Origin of the sequence: Pseudomonas moraviensis, assembly GCF_900105805.1 — a bacterium.
Classification (GTDB): domain Bacteria; phylum Pseudomonadota; class Gammaproteobacteria; order Pseudomonadales; family Pseudomonadaceae; genus Aquipseudomonas; species Aquipseudomonas moraviensis_A.
Map to the genome: position 1 here is coordinate 2,023,541 of NZ_LT629788.1, position 18,847 is coordinate 2,042,387.

General features: G+C 60.4%; 16 protein-coding genes and 2 pseudogenes. 9 read left to right on the top strand and 9 right to left on the bottom strand.

All coding sequences use genetic code 11. The features are described from left to right. Positions 1–15: 15 nt before the first annotated feature. Positions 16–1,041 (top strand): UDP-glucose 4-epimerase GalE, encoded by a 1,026-nt coding sequence (gene galE / locus BLU71_RS09240; RefSeq protein ID WP_083352885.1) that lies wholly within the window; start codon positions 16–18, stop codon positions 1,039–1,041. 13 nt (positions 1,042–1,054) lie between these two features. Here the strand turns inward: galE and BLU71_RS09245 are convergent, their stop codons facing one another. After that, positions 1,055–1,237 (bottom strand): hypothetical protein, encoded by a 183-nt coding sequence (locus BLU71_RS09245; protein ID WP_223259148.1) that lies wholly within the window; start codon positions 1,235–1,237, stop codon positions 1,055–1,057. On the opposite strand from BLU71_RS09245, the pseudogene BLU71_RS27725 reads away from it, so the two are divergent. The 3 genes and pseudogenes from BLU71_RS27725 to BLU71_RS09260 form a co-directional block, all read left to right on the top strand. Then, positions 1,230–1,430, top strand: a pseudogene (locus BLU71_RS27725) (hypothetical protein); the annotation flags it as partial. The gene BLU71_RS09245 and the pseudogene BLU71_RS27725 overlap by 8 nt on opposite strands. Before the next feature lie 280 nt (positions 1,431–1,710). Beyond that, positions 1,711–2,886, top strand: coding sequence for an MFS transporter (locus tag BLU71_RS09255; RefSeq protein ID WP_159245235.1), 1,176 nt, complete (start codon positions 1,711–1,713; stop codon positions 2,884–2,886). A 42-nt stretch (positions 2,887–2,928) separates the two neighbouring features. Then, positions 2,929–3,099 (top strand): annotated as a pseudogene (locus BLU71_RS09260) (polysaccharide lyase family 7 protein); the annotation flags it as partial. A 93-nt stretch (positions 3,100–3,192) separates the two neighbouring features. Here BLU71_RS09260 and BLU71_RS09265 read toward each other — a convergent pair. From BLU71_RS09265 to BLU71_RS09295, 7 genes are all read right to left on the bottom strand, one after another. Then, the gene (locus BLU71_RS09265) at positions 3,193–4,683 is read right to left on the bottom strand and encodes an aldehyde dehydrogenase (RefSeq protein WP_083352887.1); all 1,491 of its coding nucleotides are present in this window, start codon (positions 4,681–4,683) and stop codon (positions 3,193–3,195) included. A 1-nt stretch (position 4,684) separates the two neighbouring features. Continuing rightward, entirely contained in the window at positions 4,685–5,587 is a 903-nt protein-coding gene (locus BLU71_RS09270; RefSeq protein WP_083352888.1) for a dihydrodipicolinate synthase family protein, read from the bottom strand. Positions 5,588–5,634: 47 nt separating this feature from the next. Beyond that, the gene (locus tag BLU71_RS09275) at positions 5,635–6,951 is read right to left on the bottom strand and encodes an NAD(P)/FAD-dependent oxidoreductase (RefSeq protein WP_065617223.1); all 1,317 of its coding nucleotides are present in this window, start codon (positions 6,949–6,951) and stop codon (positions 5,635–5,637) included. 125 nt (positions 6,952–7,076) lie between these two features. Next, positions 7,077–8,138, bottom strand: a complete 1,062-nt coding sequence (locus BLU71_RS09280; protein WP_083352889.1) for a GlxA family transcriptional regulator — start codon at positions 8,136–8,138, stop codon at positions 7,077–7,079. An 86-nt stretch (positions 8,139–8,224) separates the two neighbouring features. Next, positions 8,225–9,235, bottom strand: coding sequence for a glycine betaine/L-proline ABC transporter substrate-binding protein ProX (gene proX / locus BLU71_RS09285; protein WP_042610386.1), 1,011 nt, complete (start codon positions 9,233–9,235; stop codon positions 8,225–8,227). A gap of 42 nt (positions 9,236–9,277) precedes the next feature. Next, a complete protein-coding gene (gene proW / locus BLU71_RS09290; protein ID WP_042610385.1) occupies positions 9,278–10,231 on the bottom strand; it encodes a glycine betaine/L-proline ABC transporter permease ProW in 954 nt (317 codons plus the stop codon). 51 nt (positions 10,232–10,282) lie between these two features. Next, positions 10,283–11,317 carry a quaternary amine ABC transporter ATP-binding protein gene (locus tag BLU71_RS09295; RefSeq protein ID WP_083352890.1) on the bottom strand — a complete coding sequence of 345 codons (1,035 nt, stop codon included), beginning with the start codon at positions 11,315–11,317 and terminating at the stop codon, positions 10,283–10,285. 369 nt (positions 11,318–11,686) lie between these two features. Between BLU71_RS09295 and BLU71_RS09300 the strand changes: the two genes are divergently transcribed. The 5 genes from BLU71_RS09300 to BLU71_RS09320 all read left to right on the top strand — a co-directional run bounded on the left by BLU71_RS09300 (position 11,687) and on the right by BLU71_RS09320 (position 18,270). Continuing rightward, positions 11,687–12,646 carry a LysR family transcriptional regulator gene (locus BLU71_RS09300; RefSeq protein WP_064361751.1) on the top strand — a complete coding sequence of 320 codons (960 nt, stop codon included), beginning with the start codon at positions 11,687–11,689 and terminating at the stop codon, positions 12,644–12,646. 140 nt (positions 12,647–12,786) lie between these two features. Beyond that, positions 12,787–14,133, top strand: coding sequence for an MmgE/PrpD family protein (locus BLU71_RS09305; RefSeq protein WP_083352891.1), 1,347 nt, complete (start codon positions 12,787–12,789; stop codon positions 14,131–14,133). A gap of 155 nt (positions 14,134–14,288) precedes the next feature. Next, complete coding sequence (locus BLU71_RS09310; protein WP_042610381.1) at positions 14,289–15,524, top strand: aromatic ring-hydroxylating oxygenase subunit alpha; 1,236 nt, start codon at positions 14,289–14,291, stop codon at positions 15,522–15,524. A gap of 15 nt (positions 15,525–15,539) precedes the next feature. Then, positions 15,540–16,691 carry an MFS transporter gene (locus tag BLU71_RS09315; RefSeq protein ID WP_083352892.1) on the top strand — a complete coding sequence of 384 codons (1,152 nt, stop codon included), beginning with the start codon at positions 15,540–15,542 and terminating at the stop codon, positions 16,689–16,691. 151 nt (positions 16,692–16,842) lie between these two features. Further along, the gene (locus BLU71_RS09320) at positions 16,843–18,270 is read left to right on the top strand and encodes an MFS transporter (RefSeq protein WP_328810045.1); all 1,428 of its coding nucleotides are present in this window, start codon (positions 16,843–16,845) and stop codon (positions 18,268–18,270) included. Between the two features lie 37 nt (positions 18,271–18,307). Here BLU71_RS09320 and BLU71_RS27895 read toward each other — a convergent pair whose 3' ends face one another. Beyond that, positions 18,308–18,436 carry a hypothetical protein gene (locus tag BLU71_RS27895; RefSeq protein WP_256590071.1) on the bottom strand — a complete coding sequence of 43 codons (129 nt, stop codon included), beginning with the start codon at positions 18,434–18,436 and terminating at the stop codon, positions 18,308–18,310. Positions 18,437–18,847: the final 411 nt, after the last annotated feature.

Below are 18,847 nucleotides of genomic sequence, written 5' to 3' on the forward strand. Positions count from 1 at the left end.
TGGGAGGGCGGGCGCATGATCTTGATTACCGGTGGTGCGGGATACATTGGTGCGCACGTCGCACTGGAATGGCTGGGCCAGGGCGTGGACGTGTTGATTCTCGACAACTTGTGCAACAGCCAGCGCGCAGCGATCGAGCGCATCAGTACGCTGGCGGGAAAACGACCGGAGTTCATTCAGGGTGATGTGCGCAATCGACGACTGCTCGATAATCTTTTGCACGATTACCCGATCGATGCCGTGGTGCATTGCGCCGGGTTGAAAGCGGTCGGTGAAAGCGTGCGCGAGCCCCTGCGCTATTTCGACACCAATGTCGGCGGCAGCCTGACCTTGTGCCAGGCCATGGCCCAGGCTGGAGTGTTCCATCTGCTGTTCAGTTCATCGGCCACTGTTTACGGCGACTGCGCCACCCTGCCGATCAACGAAAACTGCGCCACCGGCCAGCCGACCAATCCCTACGGCATGTCGAAGCTGATGTCGGAAAACATCATGAAGAGTGTCGCCAGCTCCGACCCGCGCTGGTCGATCGGTCTGCTGCGCTATTTCAATCCGATCGGTGCGCATCCTTCCGGCCTGCTCGGCGAGGCGCCCACCAGCACGCCCAACAACCTGCTGCCCTATCTGCTGGAAGTCGCCAGTGGTCGACGCGCGCAGCTGTCAGTGTTCGGCAACGATTACCCGACTCCGGACGGCACCGGTATTCGCGATTACCTGCACGTGGTCGACCTTGCGCTCGGTCATGTCTGCGCGCTCGACGCCTTGCGCGATCGCCATGGCATGAGCGTCTGGAACCTGGGTACCGGGCGCGGCTATTCGGTGCTGGAGGTCGTCAGCGCGTTCGAACAGGTCATTGGTATCAAGATCCCGTTGCGTATTGAAGCGCGGCGCCCGGGCGACATCGCGCAGTGCTGGGCGGACCCGCATAAAGCCCTCGAAGAACTGGACTGGCAGGCGAGCCGCTCATTGCCGTGCATGCTCGCCGATGCCTGGCGCTGGCAGTGCAATCAGCTTGGGCAGGTCGACGTGCGCCAGGCCAATTGAACGTTGCGCACGGTCATTCATTGTCGTGACCGTGCGCGTCGGCACACGTTAATCGCCCGGACTCGCCGCCAGCGATGCGTTCCGCCTGATCGATACCGCGCTTGAGCGCATCCTCGACCGCCCATTCGATGCCGGGCAGTTTCCTGATGCGCTCGTAGGCGCATTCGCCGGTCGCGGTGTAGACGCTGATGAACATTTCCACGTCGCCGTCTAACCAGAGCCCGATTCATAGCAGTGCCGGCACCAGCCATGGCACCAGTCGTTCGTACATGGTCGGTTTCATCATTTCGGTGATCCTTACGGTGATTCCCTTTGGCCTGGTCATGTACCCGACCCTGCCGCGCAGCGTCACCGCCTGGGTGGTGGTCGCGCTGGGTGTGGTGCAGGTTTTCGCATGGGCAGCATCCACCACAACATGCTGGCGCACTGACGCCGCTGAACGGGGTGCTGCCCTCGCCCTTCGCTCTACCATCCATCGGGTACGGTGGAAAATCATCAAACCCAGAGGCAGGTCCGTTATCAGAAGCGGTAACGACTTCAGCAACAGACAATCTCGAGGACACTGATGGCTATTGATCTTTCCCCCTCCCGTTGCGCCCGCGCGGGATGTACCTGCGGGTGCGGCGTTGACTATTCATACGACCCTCGCGCCATCGACACGCTTTCATCGTGAGTCTTGATCGACGCAGCCTCAATCTGGTCGCGGCCGCGTTCGCGCTGACGGCGTTGTCCTATGGCCTGGCGCGCTTCGCTTATGGACTGTTGCTGCCGCAGATCCGTCAGGATCTGGCGCTGAGCGTGTCCGCTGCCGGCTGGATCGGCGGCAGCGCTTTTGCCGCTTATTGCGTAGGCATCGTTGCGACGTTTGTCTGCAACGGCAAGGTCAGTCCGCGCGGGTTGACGGTCATGGCCGGCGCGGCTGCAACGCTGGGGATGGGCCTGGTGGTTATCGCTTCGTCGGGATTGGCGTTGGGCTGCGGCGTGGCGCTGGCGGGATTGAGCACGGGTCTGACCTCGCCGCCACTGGCCAGTGCGGTGGCGGCGCGTCTGGTTGATGCGGACCGCCCACGCGCCAATGGCTTTATCAATGCCGGGACGGCGGTCGGTATCGTTTTTTCCGGCCTGGCCGCGATCGGGGCCGCCGGGCAATGGCGCGAGCTGTATGCGCTGTTTGCCTTGATCGGCATCGGCGTCACGCTCTGGCTGTGGTTTGCCGTACCGCGCCGGGTTCAGCATGAGGCCTCGCAGAGTTTTTCGCTGCTCATGCTGCGTCGGCCTGGTGTGCTGCCGTTGTGCGCCAGCGCTTTCCTGATGGGATTGGCGAGCACCGCGGTCTGGACATTCGGCGCCGATATCCTGCGCAGCCAGGCCAGTTTCAGCGATCAGTCGATTGCATGGGCCTGGATCGTGTTGGGCGCGGCGGGGATCAGCGGCTGCATGACCGGCGTGCTCACAGGGCGCTTCGGTGTCGCACGCATGCAGCATCTGGCGCTGGCCGGCATCGCCCTCGGCACGCTGGGGCTCGCCGCTGCTTCCGTCTCGGCCGGCTTGGGCCTTGCAGCGATGTGCCTGTTTGGCGCGGCGTATATCGTTTCGTCAGGGGTTTATCTGCTGCAAGGCATCAGCCTGTTGCCGGATCGCCCGGACCTGGGGCTGGGCATTCCGTTTTTGCTGTTGGCACTCGGTCAGACCGCCGGCACGCCAATCTTCGGCGCGGTGCTGGAGGCTGCTGGCGTGATCGTTGCCTTGTGTGTTTTTGCGGCGGCCGCGTGCGTCGCCATGCTGCTGAGTCCGATAGGTGGTGAAAGTCCGCGCAGGCAAATGTGCGGCTCAGGAGTTACCTAAGGCTTGAAGCGCCAATGATTTTTATCGTCAGGAGTAGAAACCATGGCCGTAAATATCAGCAATCTCACCCTCTCCACTCCGGTTCCCGTCTCGGCAACCAACCCGGTTGCACTTGAACTCAACGGCGCCGAGGCCATTGCGCAGTTCCCCGGTATCGTCTCGATGCTGCCGGACGGCTCGCTGCAACTGTCCGCGCCGACCAAGGGCCCATCAGTGATCTGTTGATTTCGCATACCTAGGCGGCTGATACGCGCAAGGGCCTGCGCAGGGTGTGCTGGCAGGCCCTCGGGTAAATCCAAACGCCAATTACGACGCGTCGATCCAGATGGTTTTCAGTTCAGTGTATTGGTCGTGCGCCCAGATCGACTTGTCGCGGCCGCCGAAACCCGATTCCTTGTAGCCGCCGAACGGCGTCGAGGCATCGCCCTCGCCGAAGCAATTGACCGTGACGATCCCGGCGCGAATACCGCGCGACAGTTTCAGCGCGTGGCGCAGGTTGCCGGTATACGCCGAAGCGGCCAATCCATAGGCGGTGTCATTGGCCAGCGCGATGGCTTCATCGACGGTCTGAAAAGTCGTGACGCTCAGCACCGGGCCGAAGATTTCTTCCTGGAACAGGCGACTGTCACGGCTGACGCCATCGACGATGGTCGGCTCGACGAAAATATCGTTGCGGGTCTGGCCGCCCACCAGCACGTTAAGGTTTTCATCGCGGGCAATATCAAGATACGAACGCACCTTGTCGAAATGCGCCTTGCTGATCATCGAACCCAAGCGGTTCTCAGGGTCAAGGGGGTCGCCCATTTTCCAATCGCCGAGGTGCGCCTGCACGCGCTGCAAGAGTTCCTCCTTGATCTCGGCGTGGACGATCAGCCGCGACGAGGCCGAGCAGTTTTCGCCCATGTTCCAGAACGCGCCATTGACCACATGCTGCGCGACCACATCGATGTCTTCGACATCATTCATCACCACCGCCGGGTTCTTGCCGCCGCACTCCAGCACGATGCGCTTGAGGTTGGATTCGCTTGAGTATTTGAGGAACAGCCGCCCGGTGTCGGTCGAGCCGGTGAAGCTGACCATCGCCACGTCGGGGTGCCGACCCAATGGCTCGCCGGCCTCTTTACCGCCGCCGGGGACGACGTTGAACACGCCGGCAGGAATCCCCGCCTGATGCGCCAGTTCGGCAACGCGCAAGGTGCTCAGGGTGGTTTCCTTGGCCGGTTTGACCACGATCGAACAGCCTGCGGCCAGCGACGGGCCGATTTTCCAGGCGAGCATCAGCAGCGGGAAATTCCACGGCAGCACCAGCCCGACCACGCCGATCGGCTCGCGCACGACCATGGTCACCGCGCCAGAACCGACCGGCGCCGTGGCGTCGTAAATCTTGTCGATCAGCTCGGCGTGCCAGCGCAAGGTATGGATGGTCTCAGGCACGTCGATGGTCTGGCATTCGCGGATCGGCTTGCCGCTGTCGAGGCTTTCCAGCACCGCCAGTTCATGGGCGTTGTCCTCCAGCAATTGGGCAAAGCGCAGCAACACCGACTTGCGCGCCGAGGGTGCGAGTGACTGCCAGCGGCCGTCATCGAACGCTGCTTTCGCTGCGGCGACGGCCTGATCGATATCTTCGGCATCACACGCGGCAATCTCGCTCAGCACCTGCTCGGTGGCCGGATTGTTCGTGGTGAACGTCTTGCCGGATTTTGCCGGGCAAAACCGGCCATTGATGAATGCCTGATGGCGAAACTCAAGCCTGGCTGCCAGTTCACGGTATTGCTCTTTACTCAGCAGGTCTGCCATTTCAAGCCTCCTCGACAATGCGCGCGACATTCTTCTGCAGGGTTTCAATCACGCTTTTCAGTTGCTCTTTCTCGGCAGGCTCAAGCGCTTGCAGCGGCGCGCGAACACCGCCGGCACGCAGGCCGCTGAGTTGGCTGCCATGCTTGATCGACTGGACGAACTTGCCACTTTCGAGGACATCCATCAGCGGCAACATCGCCGACATGATCCGCCGGCCCTTGTCGAAGTTCTTCTCGAGAACACAGGCTTGGTACAGCGCAATGTGTTCACGCGGGATGAAGTTGGAACCGGCGCAGACCCAGCTGCGCGCGCCCCAGGCAAAGAACTCCAGCGCCTGATCATCCCAGCCGCAGGACAACTGAATCTGCGGGTGCGAGTGAGCCAGACGATGCAGGCGGCTGGTCTCGCCCGAGCTTTCCTTGATCGCGGCGATGTTCTTGCAGTCGGCAATGGCGGCGAAGAACTCGTCGCCCATCGCCACGCCCATCCGCGACGGGTAGTTGTAAAGCATGATCGGCAGACCGGCGGCCTTGTCCACGGCGAGCACGTGGGCGGCGATCTCCTTCTGGGTCGGCAAGGCATAGGGCGGTGAACCGACCAGGATCGCGTCTGCTTGCAATGCCTTGGCCTGCTCGGCGAAGTACACCGAATCCTCGGTACGGATGCCGCCGGTACCGACCACCAGTGGCAGGCGCCCGCGAATCACCTCTTTCGCGCGCCGGGCCACGGCGACCCGCTCCTCTGCGGTGTGCGCGTAATACTCGCCGGTCGACCCGCCGATCACGATGCCGTGCACCCCGGACTCGATCAGGTATTCGATCACCTCGGAGAACGCCGCATAGTCGATCTGGCCATCGGCGGACAACGGGGTAATGGCCGGGGTAAAGATTCCATCAAAGTTCATCGCGTTTTCTCCAGGGTTCAATATTCAGGATTCGGGCTTCAGGTGTTTCAGCTTTCTCTGCCGGCGCGGTACTGCCCCCACTTGAGGTTCATGTTCACCCCGAGCGAGAGGAACGGTTCAGGCGGGTTGCTGTTGGGGCCGGGCGTCTGCAAGAGGAAATCGATCAGTCCGTCGCGCTGGCCGGCCAGCCAGTCGGCCAGCAACTTGCCGGTGACGGTGCCGCGGGTGACGCCGAGGCCGTTGCAGCCCAGCGCGCCATAGACGTTGGGTGCGAGCTCACCGAAGAAGCCGTTGTGATTGCGCGACATGGCCAGCGCGCCGCCCCAGGTGTAGTCGAACGTGACGTCGGGCAGCATCGGGAAACGCTGGTCGAACGAGGCTTTGTGCCGACGCACGAAACGCTCGTTGTATTTGCGGTTGCTGCGGCCGTCGGGGTTGAAGGTGAAACTGTTGCGGATCAGCAAGCGGTTGTCCGGCGTGCGGCGTACCGTGGTGCCGAACGGGTCTGCCGGAATGGCACCCCAGAACGGTTTGCCGCCCAGGCGCGCCTGCTCTTCCTCGGTCAACTGCCGGGTGATGCTGGCGTAGGTGTAGATCGGCAACATGCGTCCCTGCAGGAAACCGAAACGCATGCCGAACGAGTTGTTCGCCAGAATCAGTTTGTCGGCCGTGATGCTGCCGTGGGCATGTCTGAGCACGGTCTTCGCGCCGTACTCCACTTCGAGAATTGGCGTGCGCTCATACAGCGTGACGTTGGCCGGCAGATTATCGGCCAGGCCTTTGACCAGCCCGGAAGGCTGCAGCAACACCGCACCCGGCGTGAACAACGCCTTGCGATAGAAATGCGTACCGAGATGTTCTGGCAATTCATCGGCGTCGATCATTTGAAACGGCTGGTCAAGCTTCTCCAGACCGCGGCGGTAGGCATCGAGTACGGCGATACCGCGATTCTCCACGGCTGCCTGATATTTGCCGCACGCCTTCATCTGGCAGTCGATGCGGTATTGATCGACCAGATCCCGCAGGATCGATTGGCCGGCCAGATTGAGTTTCAGACTGGTCCGGGCCAGTGCGATATCACCGATGTAATCATCGGCACCAATATCGTGCGGCAGATCAATGGCAAAACCGGCATTGCGTCCCGAGGGGCCCAATCCAACTTCCTGCGCTTCGACCAAGACCACTTCGTCGTCGGGAAAATTCAACGCCAGTTGCCGCGCGCAGGCGAGTCCGGTGAAGCCGGCGCCGATGATCACCCACCGCGCCGAACGCTGCCCACGGTGCGCAGGCTCGGGGCTGCGCGGTTTGCTCAGATGAAACCAGCCACAACTGTCATCGTCGGCGGGTAATGAACTGACTTTCATAGTGTTGAACCGTTAATCGTTGAAGTTGCAAAACGCACGCGGCACAAAGCGAACGCACGCAGTGGCGTTGATCCGGAACTGATAAAAACCGTTACTGGCGCAAACAGTCAGTTCGCGCGCGTTATTCAGTAGTTGGCGGCTACGGCATAACGCCCGCTGCTGGCAGCGTCGCCGGCGTAGTAGTAATCCCTGAACGTCATCGGCGGTAAGCCGAACAGATCCTTGAAGCGCTTGTAGAAGTGCGGATAACTGACAAATCCCGTCGCCAGTGCCACATCGGTCATCGAGCGATCACTTTGCACAATCAATTGCCGCGCCCGGGTCAGGCGCAACTCCAGGTAATAGCGATTGGGCGCGGCATTCAGATAGCGCGCGAACCGCCGCTCCAGTTGCCGGCGCGACACTCCGACATGGCTGGCGATGGCATCAATTTCCATCGGCTCCTCGATGTTGTTTTCCATCAGGTCGATGGCGATGTTCAGCGGCCTGGGAATCGCTGCAGGCCGAACACCGTCGGCAGTCATCGCAGGTTTGCCCCGTGCCGGCTGATGCACCCTTCTGATTTCATCTAACAGCGTCGCATCGTTACGCGAACCCAGTTCCTGCATGATCGCCAGGGTCATATCCAGAGCCGAGTGAGCGTTGGCGCAGGTGGCTCGGCGCTGAGCGAAGATGAATTCACGGCTGGACGCTTTCAACTGCGGGAAGTACTCGCCGATCAGACCGCAACTGTCGCTGTGACAGGCGAACTCCTCGGCGCCGAGCAACCCTGCATCAGCCAGATGGAACGCCGCATTCCAGCATCCGGCAACGATGCCCTTGCCCGCGGTTTTCTTCAGCACACGGCGCAGCAGCAGATGCGCTGCCAGCCTGACGCGCTGACCGCCGATCACGATCACCGCGTCATGGTTGAAGCCTTCTGCAACCAGTCGTTGCGAAGACACCGGCACGCCGACATCGCTTTCGACCGATCCGCCCTGAAGCGACCAGGTCGAGATCCGGTACTGCGTTTCGCCGCAAATCAGGTTGCCAGTGGCCAATGCATCCATTGCCGTGGAAAGCGTCGTCAGGGAGAAATGGTCCAGCAATACGAAGGCCACTCGCACCACGCGCGCTTGTCCGGAGACGGATGCGGACTGGCGAAAGCCGGTGTTTTGCTGCTTCAACGGGCTCTGAAAGGTTTCCATCTTCGCTCACTCACTCGCCGTTCACTGACACCTGCGACCGTAACGTGGGCGACGGGCTGAGCCGCCGCACACTGTGGTCGAACCGATTACTTCGCCGCCGCGCGTGCGTCGCTCAACCAACCGTCATAAGCCTGCTGATTGGCCTTGATCCATTCCGCGGCGTGGCGCTTGATGTCGGCGAGGGATTTTTCACCCTTCTGCATGCGCAGGTTCTGCTCGCTTTCCGCGCTGGGAGGGATGCTGACCTCGGAGAGGAATTTGCGCGCCACCGGGTTCTTCTCGGCGAACTCCTTGTTCATCACGGCATTGATCGTGTCCACCGGGAACCCGAGGTTCTTGCCGTCATGGAAGGTGTCTTTGCTTTCCTTGCCATCCGGCAGCGAGGTGAACGGCACTGGCAGCCAGACCACATCGCGCCCTTCCACCAGCACGCCGGCAATCCACTGCGGCACCCAGGTGAAGAACAACACCGGTTTACCCTGCTGATAGCGCGCGATGGTGTCGGCCATCAAGGCGAAATACGAGCCGCGGTTATCCACCACGGTCGGGCCGAGACCATAGGCTTTCATGTGATGCTCGATCATGATTTCGCAGCCCCAGCCCGGGTTGCAGCCGGTCAGGTCGGCCTTGCCATCGCCGTTGCTGTCGAACAGTTTGGCGATCTCCGGTTTCTTCAGATCGGCGAGGTCCTTGATCTGGTAGGCGTCGGCGGTCTTCTTGTCGATCATGTAGCCCTGCAGCACACCTTTCATGACCTGCCCGACTTTTACCATCACATCGTCGCCGCCGGCCTTTTCATAAAACGCCTGGTGCAGGTTTTCCCATTCATGCACGGTGAAATCCGCATCGCCGTAGGACAGCGCAAGGAACATCGCCGGATAATCGACTTCTTTCGGCGCTTTGACGTCGTAGCCCAATTCCTTGAGTCCGGCGAGCACCACCTCACCGCGGAAACGCTCTTCGGCGATGCTCGGGAAAATCGGCGTGATCGACACACCGGCGCCCGGTTTGTTGGCATCTGCCGCGTGGACCGCCGAGCACAGCAATGTAGCGAACAGCGACGCCATCAGGCTTTTCTTGAGAGTTGTCAGTTTCATGTTTCACCACGCTTGAAAGTGTTTATGGGTGAGCAGGCAAACTCAATTGGTCACGGGACGTGCAATGGACTTCTTTTTCTTCAGTTTCATCAGCAGCCCCACCGGGCCGCTCTCATACCAGCGCTGACCGGTGGCCAGGTCACTGCTGCGTTCACCCATGGCCTGGGTCAATCGATCGAGGAACACCGCCAGCAACACCAGCCCGGCGCCGCCGACACTGGCCAGGCCCATGTCGAGGCGACCGATGCCGCTCAATACCATCAAGCCGAGACCGCCCACCGAGATCATCGAGGCGACCACCACCATCGACAGCGACAACATCAGCGTCTGGTTGAGCCCGGCCATCATCGTTGGCGCCGCCAGTGGCAATTGCACCTTCAGCAGCATTTGCGTGGCCGTGCAGCCGAAGGCCCTCGCCGCTTCGACTTTGTCGGCGGGCACCTGGCGGATGCCAAGGTTGGTCAGGCGCACCAGTGGCGCGACCGAGAAGATGATGGTGACGATCACCCCGGGGACGTTGCCGATGCCGAAGAGCATGACCACTGGCACCAGATAGACGAATGCCGGCAACGTCTGCATGGCGTCGAGTACCGGGCGGATGATCATTTCCGTGCGATCACTGCGCGCACAGAGGATGCCCAGCGGAATGCCGATGACCGCGCAGAACAACAGCGAGGTCAGCACCAGAGCCAGAGTGACCATGGCGTCATTCCACACGCCGATCAGGCCGAGGCCGGTGAGCGTGGCGACGCTGAAAAGAGCGATGCGTTTGCCGCCGATCTGCCAACTGATCAGCCCGGCAATGATGATGAACACCGTCGGCGGCACCGACAGCAGGCTCCACTGCACGCCGTCGAGAACCTGGTCGACCGGCCAGCGGATCGAGCGGAATACTTCGCGAAAGTTACCGACCAGGTATTTGAGCGCGGTTTCGACCCACGCACCGAAGGGAATATTGATGCTCTGGAAAGGATCCAGAATATTGAAATCTGACATGGTGCTACCTCGCCCGCAGAAACTGCTTAATCAATTCTGACTGTTCGGAGTTCAGCTGTTACTCAGGCAGCTCAGTAAATGCCCCTGGGAAATCGAACCTTTATAAAGTCCAACTTCATCCACTACCGGCATTGGCGTTGCCGAAGCCGCGACTATATGAAAGATGTCGCGCAATGAGGCTTCAGCCTTGATGGTTACTTGACTGCCCGGCAAATAAACAACATTCGAATCCTGCTGAGCGATATCGCCGGCCTTCAATATTCGACTGGTGTCGAAACCATTGAAGAAATCCCTCACATATTTATTCACCGGATTGCACAGCAGTTCACGCGGCGTGCCGATCTGCACCACGCGCCCGCCCTCCATGATCGCGATGCGATGGCCGATGCGCACCGCTTCTTCAATGTCGTGGGAGATGAAAATGATCGTGCGATCCTGCTCGGCCTGAAGCTTGATCAATTCGCCCTGCATCTCGCTGCGAATCATCGGGTCGAGTGCCGAGAACGCTTCGTCCATCAGCAGAATGGCAGGGTCGTTGGCCAGCGCGCGAGCCAGGCCGACGCGCTGCTGCATGCCGCCGGAAAGTTGATGGGGGAAGCTGAATTCCTGGCCGGAAAGCCCGACCTGCTCGAGTGCGCCCATGGCCCGGCAGTAGCGTTCTTTCTCGCTGACGCCGCTGATTTCCAGACCGAAACTGACGTTGTCGATCACGCTCATGTGCGGCATCAGGGCGAACGACTGGAAGACCATGCCCATGTCCTTGCGGCGGACTTGCAGCAGGTCCTTGTCGGCCAGACCGGTGATCTCCTTGCCGTTAAGGAAGATCTTGCCGGAGGTCGGCTCGATCAACCGGTTGAACAGGCGGACCATGGTCGATTTGCCGGAGCCGGACAAACCCATGATCACGAAGATTTCGCCTCGTCGAACGGAAAAGTTGGCGTCGAATACACCAATTGCCTGACCGGTCTTTTTGAATACTTCAGCTTTCGAGGCGCCCTCTTCAATCATCTTCATGGCCAGCGCTGGCTGGTTGCCGAAGACTTTGAAAACATTCTTTACGCAGATGATCTCGTCGGAACTTGTCATACCATGCCTCCTTCGTGTCGCACTTCGATCGCTTTAAACGACGAGCAATTGAGTGAAACCATGTTTGAACGGCAGCGGTAATCAATAAATGTCTTCACGACGGGTTTCCTTTTATTATTTTTGGGTGCCCAGGAAAGAGGGGATGTTGCAAATCTATTAGCATCACCTCGCTTAATCCAACTACATTTACAGGGACAATTCGATAACGTCGGGTTATCGGTTGCAGGGTCGGCCATGGCTGATCCTTCGGCTTCGCACCGTGAGCGACCGGGTCTATTCCCAAAGCGACGCTGGCGTGGCCCTGCGAAGAGCGTTCCGTTACCCTCCTCGCGCTTCGTTGGGGAGCTGTATCGTTAGGAGAGTGTACGAATGACCAAGCATGTCGACCCTGACACCATCCTGTTGAAAATGCCGTCCTTGCGGGCTGTGAAGGCATTTGTCGCGGCCGCCAAGTACGAAAGCTTCACCCGCGCCGCCGAGGCGTTGTGCGTTTCGCAAGCGGCGATCAGTCGGCAGATACGCGAACTGGAAAGCTATCTGGGCGCGCAACTATTTACCCGGGTGGGTCGCGCGGTCGAACTGACCGCCGCCGGTGCGGTGTTCTTCGATGCCGCGCAATTGTCGTTCGTCAACATCGCCCAGGCCGCCGAACGCATCCGCAGCAGCCAGTCGAGCAAGAAGGTGCTCACGATCTGCTGCTCACCGGCCTTTTCCGCATTGTGGCTGTCGAATCATTTGCAGGAATTCTTCGCTCAGTGCCCGGACATCGAACTCAATCTGATCACCACGCAGAACTTCCTGACCATGGAGCCCGGCGTGCAGCCGGACATCTTCATCACCAAGATTTCGCGGATCCGCGAAGGTTATAGAAGCTATCCGCTGTGCCACGACGTGATCTACCCGGTGTGCACGCCGCAGTACCTGGAGCAGCACCCGGAAATCTCCACCATCGAGGGCGTGCGCGATTCGGCGTTGCTGAATCTCAGCCCTTACGGCCGCTCGCAGGTCGCCGAACACGTCGACTGGGGCGTGTGGCTGGCGTTTCAGGCGATCGATATCGACGACCGCCCGACCAACAGTCCGCAGATCTTCAACGCCAACGATTACAACCTGCTGATCAGCATGGTCCTGACTCACCAAGGCATCGCGCTGGGCTGGAATCATCTGGTCACCTCGCTGGTGCAGCAGGGCCTGCTGGTGCGACCGATCGAGCAACAGGTGCAGTTGCGCAACAGTTGGCACTACTTGAGCTGCCGGGAAAATTCCGACAATGAAGATGAATTGCGGCGCTTTCGCGAATGGATTCTGGCGAAGTTTCCCCGCCGTTGATCTGCGCTGCGCCAGCGTCGGGCGTTTTGGTTATCAATAGCCCGACGAAAATGTCGCTGGAGCAGCTCCCTCGCCTGACCCATTGTTGAGCGGCGCCGACCAAGCACGGTCGCGCTCAACACACAGGAAGGGCTTGCTGCATGTCACTCTTCGAATTCTCTCGCGATTTTGATTTTCTCGACGCTCCGCAGAAAACCCGCGCCATCGTGCAAAACAGTCTGCTGGATATCATCGGTGTCATGGCCGGCGCGGCGAGCAATGACACCACTGTCGCCATGCGCCGGTTTGCCGAACGGCACTATCCGGCCGGGCTCTATAGCAGTCGCATGATCTTTGCCGGGCAGCGCGTCAATGTGCTCGGCGCAGCCTGGGCCGGCGGCTTCAGCGCTGACAGCCTCGATGCCCATGAAGGCCACTTCAAATCCAAGGGCCATGCCGGGGCAACCGTGGTACCCGCCGTGCTTGCCCTCGCCGATGCGCTGCATCATCAGGGCCGATCCATCACTGGGCATGAGCTGCTGAGCGCTCTGTGCATTGGTTACGAAACCGCACTGCGTGCCGGCTCGGCACTGATGGCGACCTCGCCCACCTATCACGCTTCCGGTGGCTTTTCCGCGCTGGGGGTGGTCTGCGCCGGGGCGCGATTGCTGGGTCTGGATGAGGCCACCTTTCGCCACGCTTTGGGCATTGCCGAATACTTCAGCGCGCGTTGCCCGATGATGCGCGTGGTGCAGGCGCCGACAATGCTGCGTGATGCACACGGCGCAGGCGCATTCGCCGGTCTGAACGCGCTGTTCATGGCCATGGAAGGCATCACCGGGGCGCCGGCGGAAACGGTCGAAGACGTTACGGTCGCGGAACACTGGCGCGACCTCGGTCAGCGTTGGGAAATCGACAGCCAGTACTTCAAGCCCTGGCCGGTCTGCCGCTGGGCGCAACCAGCGCTGACGGCGATGCTCGAGCTGCAACGGCAACATCCGCTGCTTGCTGCCGATTCGATCGAAACCATCCGGGTGGAAACGTTTTATGAATCGATGTGCCTGCAGGGGCATTCGCCGAAGGACGCCGATCAAGCGCAATACGCCCTCGCATTTCCGCTGGCAGCGCTGGTTGTCAGAGGCAAGGTCGGTCCTGAGGAAGTCACCGGTTCGGCGATTTCTGCGCCGAATATTCTCGCCCTCAGCGCCCGCATCGATATCGTTGAAGCCGCCGATATCTCGGCGCGATTCCCAGAGGAAATCCTCTCGCGGCTGAGCATTACCTTGAAAAATGGCCAAGTGCTGGTCAGCCCGATCACCGCTGCGCGCGGCGATCCGCACACGCCTTTGAGCGTCGAAGAGCTGCAGCAAAAGTTTGATCTGTTCGCTCAGGGTCTCGGCCATGAGCGCAGTACCGCTGTGAAAACGGCGATCAGGGACATCGCCCAGGCCCGCTGCGCGATCACCGCCCTGCAGCCTGTTTTTCAAGCGATACCGTCGTCACCGTGAACCGTCCATCGATAACCGCAAATCATTAATTGCCCGCAGCAAATGTCGGTTGTGGCGTTTGTCCTGCGCCCGATAGGCTGAGGCTTATCGTTCGCTTATGTAGAAAGTCACGGTTAAAGGTGACCGCTCAAGATCGAAGTCCTGGGAGGATAACAATGAACAACAAGCAAAGCGTTTATGACCTGATCGCACAACGCAAGCCGTGGCATTCGCTGCCGGGCGCGCTCTACCGCAGTGAGGACGTTTACCGTCAGGATCTTGAGCAGATCTGGCACAAGGACTGGATCTTCGCCGGCCACACCTTCGAAATCACCAAACCGGGGCAGTACTTCACCCTGCAGATTGGTGACTACCCGGTGGCCGTCGTTCGCGGCAAGGACGGTGAGGTTCGGGCTTTTCACAACGCCTGTCGGCACCGTGGCGCGAAAATCTGTGAGGCCGACCATGGCAAAGTGGCGAAAATGGTTTGCCCGTATCACAAGTGGACTTACGAGCTGGATGGCAACCTGTTATTCGCTGGCAACATGGGGCAGGACTTCGACAAGTCCCAATACAACCTGAAAAGCGTGCACTGCGAAATCGTCGATACCTACATTTATGTCTGCGTGGCCGCGAAGGCGCCGGACTTCGAAGGTTTCCGCAAGGCCGTCAGCCCCTTTGTCGCGCCGCACTACCTTGCGGACTGCAAAGTCGCGTTCGAGTCGAACATCATCGAGAAAGGCAACTGGAAACTGGTTTTTGAAAACAATCGCGAGTGCTATCACTGCGACGGCTCACACCCAGAACTCCTGCATTCGTTTGTCGATAACCTGTCAGTCGGTGGCATCAGCGGTGAAGATGATCCCGAGCTGTCGGCGTACTGGGCCAAGTGCGAAAAGGCCGGATTGCCCAGCCGTCTGGTAATGGACATCAATGGCCAGTTCCGCATGACGCGCATCCCGCTTTCATCCGGCGCCGTCAGCTACACCATGGACGGCAAGCCGGCGGTCAATGGTCGCCTCGACAAAACCTCCGAAGCCGACATCGGCGCGCTGCTGTACTTCCACTACCCGTCGACCTGGAACCATTTCCTTGGCGACCATGCGCTGAGTTTCCGTGTGCTGCCGATCAGCGCTACCGAAACACTGGTCACCACCAAATGGCTGGTGCACAACACGGCCGTTGAAGGCGTTGACTACGACATCGAGCGCCTGACCAAAGTGTGGATTGCCACCAACGATCAGGACCGCACGCTGGTCGAAGGCACCCAACGCGGGGTGACCTCGCCTTCCTACGAACCCGGCCCGTATTCGGAAACCGCCGAAACCGGGGTCTGTCAGTTCGATGACTGGTACTGCGCGACGATGATGGATCGGCTGAAAGGGCCGATTTCGTTGAAGTCGGTTGGTTGATTGGCGCATCTGTCCATGAGTGGATGCACATCGTCCCTGGCAATTCGCGAAAACCACGGCGAACGCGCGTCCACGCGGATCGTTTTCCTGATCACTGGCATCGTCATGTCGGCGTGGGCGCCGCTGGTTCCGCTGGTAAAAGCGCGCACCGGCCTGGACGAAGGTGGTCTGGGCCTGTTGTTGCTGGGCTTTGGCATCGGTTCGATCGTGGCCATGCCGTTCGCCGGTTACCTGACCGCGCGATTTGGCTGCCGGCCGGTGATCATCGCTTCAACCCTGGTCTTGTGTGCGGTGCTGCCGATGCTGAGCCATCTGGCGTGGTTGCCCGGGCTGGCGCTCACCGTACTGTTGTTCGGCGCGAGCATGGGCATGCTCGATTGCGCGATCAATATCCAGTCGATCATCGTCGAAAAGAACAGCGGCGAAACCCTGCAATCGGGTTTCCACGGGCTCTACAGCGTGGGCGGGATCGCCGGTGCTGGCGCGATGACGGCGATGCTCAGCCTCGGGCTCGATCCGCTGTTGGCGGTGTTGTGCCTGGTGGCGATCATCGTTGCCTCGCTGTACAAGGCTGCGCCGAACCTGTTGCCTTATGGCACCGAACGCGACGGGCCGATCTTCGCGATTCCGCGCGGAATCGTCCTGCTACTGGGGATCCTCTGCTTCATCGTGTTCCTCACCGAAGGCGCAATGCTCGATTGGAGCGCGGTGTTTCTGGCTTCACAGCGCGATATGCCAGCGAGCTACGCAGGTTTGGGCTACGCCTGTTTCGCCGCGGCAATGACCCTCGGACGGCTGACCGGAGACGCGATTGTCAGACGACTGGGCGGCATTCGCGTGGTGACACTGGGCGGCATCTGCGCGGCAGTCGGCATGCTGGTTTCACTGGTGTTCGATGGCTGGCCGGCGTCATTGCTGGGCTACGCGCTGGTCGGCGCCGGATGCTCGAACATCGTCCCGGTATTATTCAGCGCCGCCGGTCGGCAACAGCGCATGCCGCAGCGCACGGCCATTCCGGCGATCATTTCCATGGGCTACGCGGGGATTCTGATGGGGCCGGCGTTCATCGGCATGCTCGCCCATTTCAGTTCGCTGGTCTTCGCGCTGGGTGGCGTGGTGTTGCTGTTGCTGTTCGTCAGTTGCGCCGCGAGGTTTCTCAAGGCTTGACGCGGCGCCCATTGGGGCGGATCGACAGTCTCTGAGGCCTGCGTCCTAACGTCGCAGCCTTCAGCTATTGGCAAATCCTGCACAAGCCTTAGAATCCCGCGCGCTCCTGCATTCGGCTGTCTTGTCGCAGACGCGAACTAGAGGGGCGGCCATGTCGTCCGACACCACAACCCTGCCCGACCGGCAGACACTTGCCCAACACCTGTTCCAGCCTGGCAACCGCACGCGCAGAGGCGCACGTTGCGCTGTTCGATTTCTTGAGGTTTTTATGTCTCCGCGTTTGCTGGCCATGGCGCTGGCGCCCCTGCTCGGGCTGTTCATTATTGCTCTGGGCAACGGTTTTCTTTCCTCCCTGACCACCCTTCGCCTGGACGCCGCCGGTGCCTCGGCGACAATGATCGGGATTGTTTCATCAGCCTACTTCATGGGCCTGACCCTGGGCGCGGTGTTCAATGACCGGCTGATCCTGCGCATCGGCCACATTCGCGCCTACGGCAGCTTCGCCTCACTGATTGCCGTGACGATCCTGATGCAGGGCTTGTTCTATCACACTTGGGGCTGGCTCGTCCTGCGCCTGATCAATGGCTGGGCCACGGTCGGGGTGTTTCTGGTGATCGAAAGCTGGCTGCTGCTGGCGGGTGACGAGAAGATTCGCGGACGCTTGCTCGCGCTGTACATGATCGTCCTCTATGGCGCCGGCGTTTTGGGCCAGGCCACGCTGGGAACCATCACCGGCATGAGCGACAGCGCGCCGTTCATGGTCGCCGGCATGCTCGCTGCGCTGTCGGTGCTGCCGATCGTGATCCTGCCACGGGTGTCGCCGCTGCTCGATCAGGTCGAGCCGCTCAAGCCTCGACAACTGCTGGGCGTAACGCCGACCGGGCTGGTCGGCTGTTTCGGCTCGGGGGTGACCATCGCGGCGATCTACACCTTGCTGCCGCTGTATCTGCAACGCAGCGGTCTGGATGTCGGTGAAGTCGGCAGCATGATGGCCTGGACGATCCTCGGCGCGATGCTTCTGCAGTACCCGGTCGGCCGCTGGTCCGACCGCACGGATCGCTTGCAAGTGCTGACCCTGCTGGCGGTGGCGTGCACTGCGTTATCGCTGGTGATCGTGCTGATGCCGCTGTCCTCGACCATGCTCGCAGCGATGCTGTTTCTGCTCGGTGGCGGCGTGTTCGCGCTGTACCCGGTTGCCGTCAGCCACGCCGCCGACCGCGCCCCCGCCGAAGCGCTGGTGCCGATGATTCAGGGTTTGCTGCTGATCAACTCGCTGGGCTCGGCCATCAGCCCGATGATGATCTCGCCGGTGATGAACTCGTTCGGCGCCAACGGCCTGTTCTGGGTATTCGCAATGGTCAATCTGTGCATGGTCAGCTTTTTCTTCTGGCGCCGCGGCAAACGCCCGGTGCCGGCCAACCCTGCCCCCTTCGCAGCGGCAGCGACTTTTTCGCCGACGGGTGCAGAGTTACGGGTCACCGAGGATTTGCGCGTGGCAGCAGAGGAGCATCCGGCCATGGTCGATGCGATCAGCGGGGAATTGGTGACGCAGGCCGAGTCGAGTGCCGCTGGGAGTTGAAGAGTCAGACGTCGGGGAAACGCCTGACTCCTTGTGATCAGCAACTCCCCGGCGGGATCCCGTCCTTGTTGAAGTCTTTCAAGCGCTCGCGCTCTTCTTCAGTGGAATGCGCAGGGGTCGGTTCATCGGGGAGATCTTCCGGCGCTTCGGTTTTTTCGTCAGTCATGTGTCGGCCCTCGTCGTTGTCGTTGCTATTTCGGCATCGGCGAAGGGCTGGCAGTTCCGGATTTCGAACATCGCTCCACCCGAGGCGGAGAGAGCAAAAACAGGGAAGCGGAAATGCACAAAGGCCTGCGTCGCTTTCGCTCGCAGGCCCTTGTTGAAAGATGGTGCCCGAAGCCGGAATCGAACCGGCACGCCCTTACGAGCGGGGGATTTTAAGTCCATAATTTTATCTATAAAAATCAGACAGTTAGCTCGATAAATTTTCCGCTTATTGCGATTTCCCACACCTTTTTTAATCAATACAATCAGGCGCTCAAAAAAAATTGCGGAACGCCACGCTATTGTCGCTCAGCCCAAATCGAGCTAAATGTTGGTGATCATATACCGGCTAAGAATAATGATTGCTGCCAGC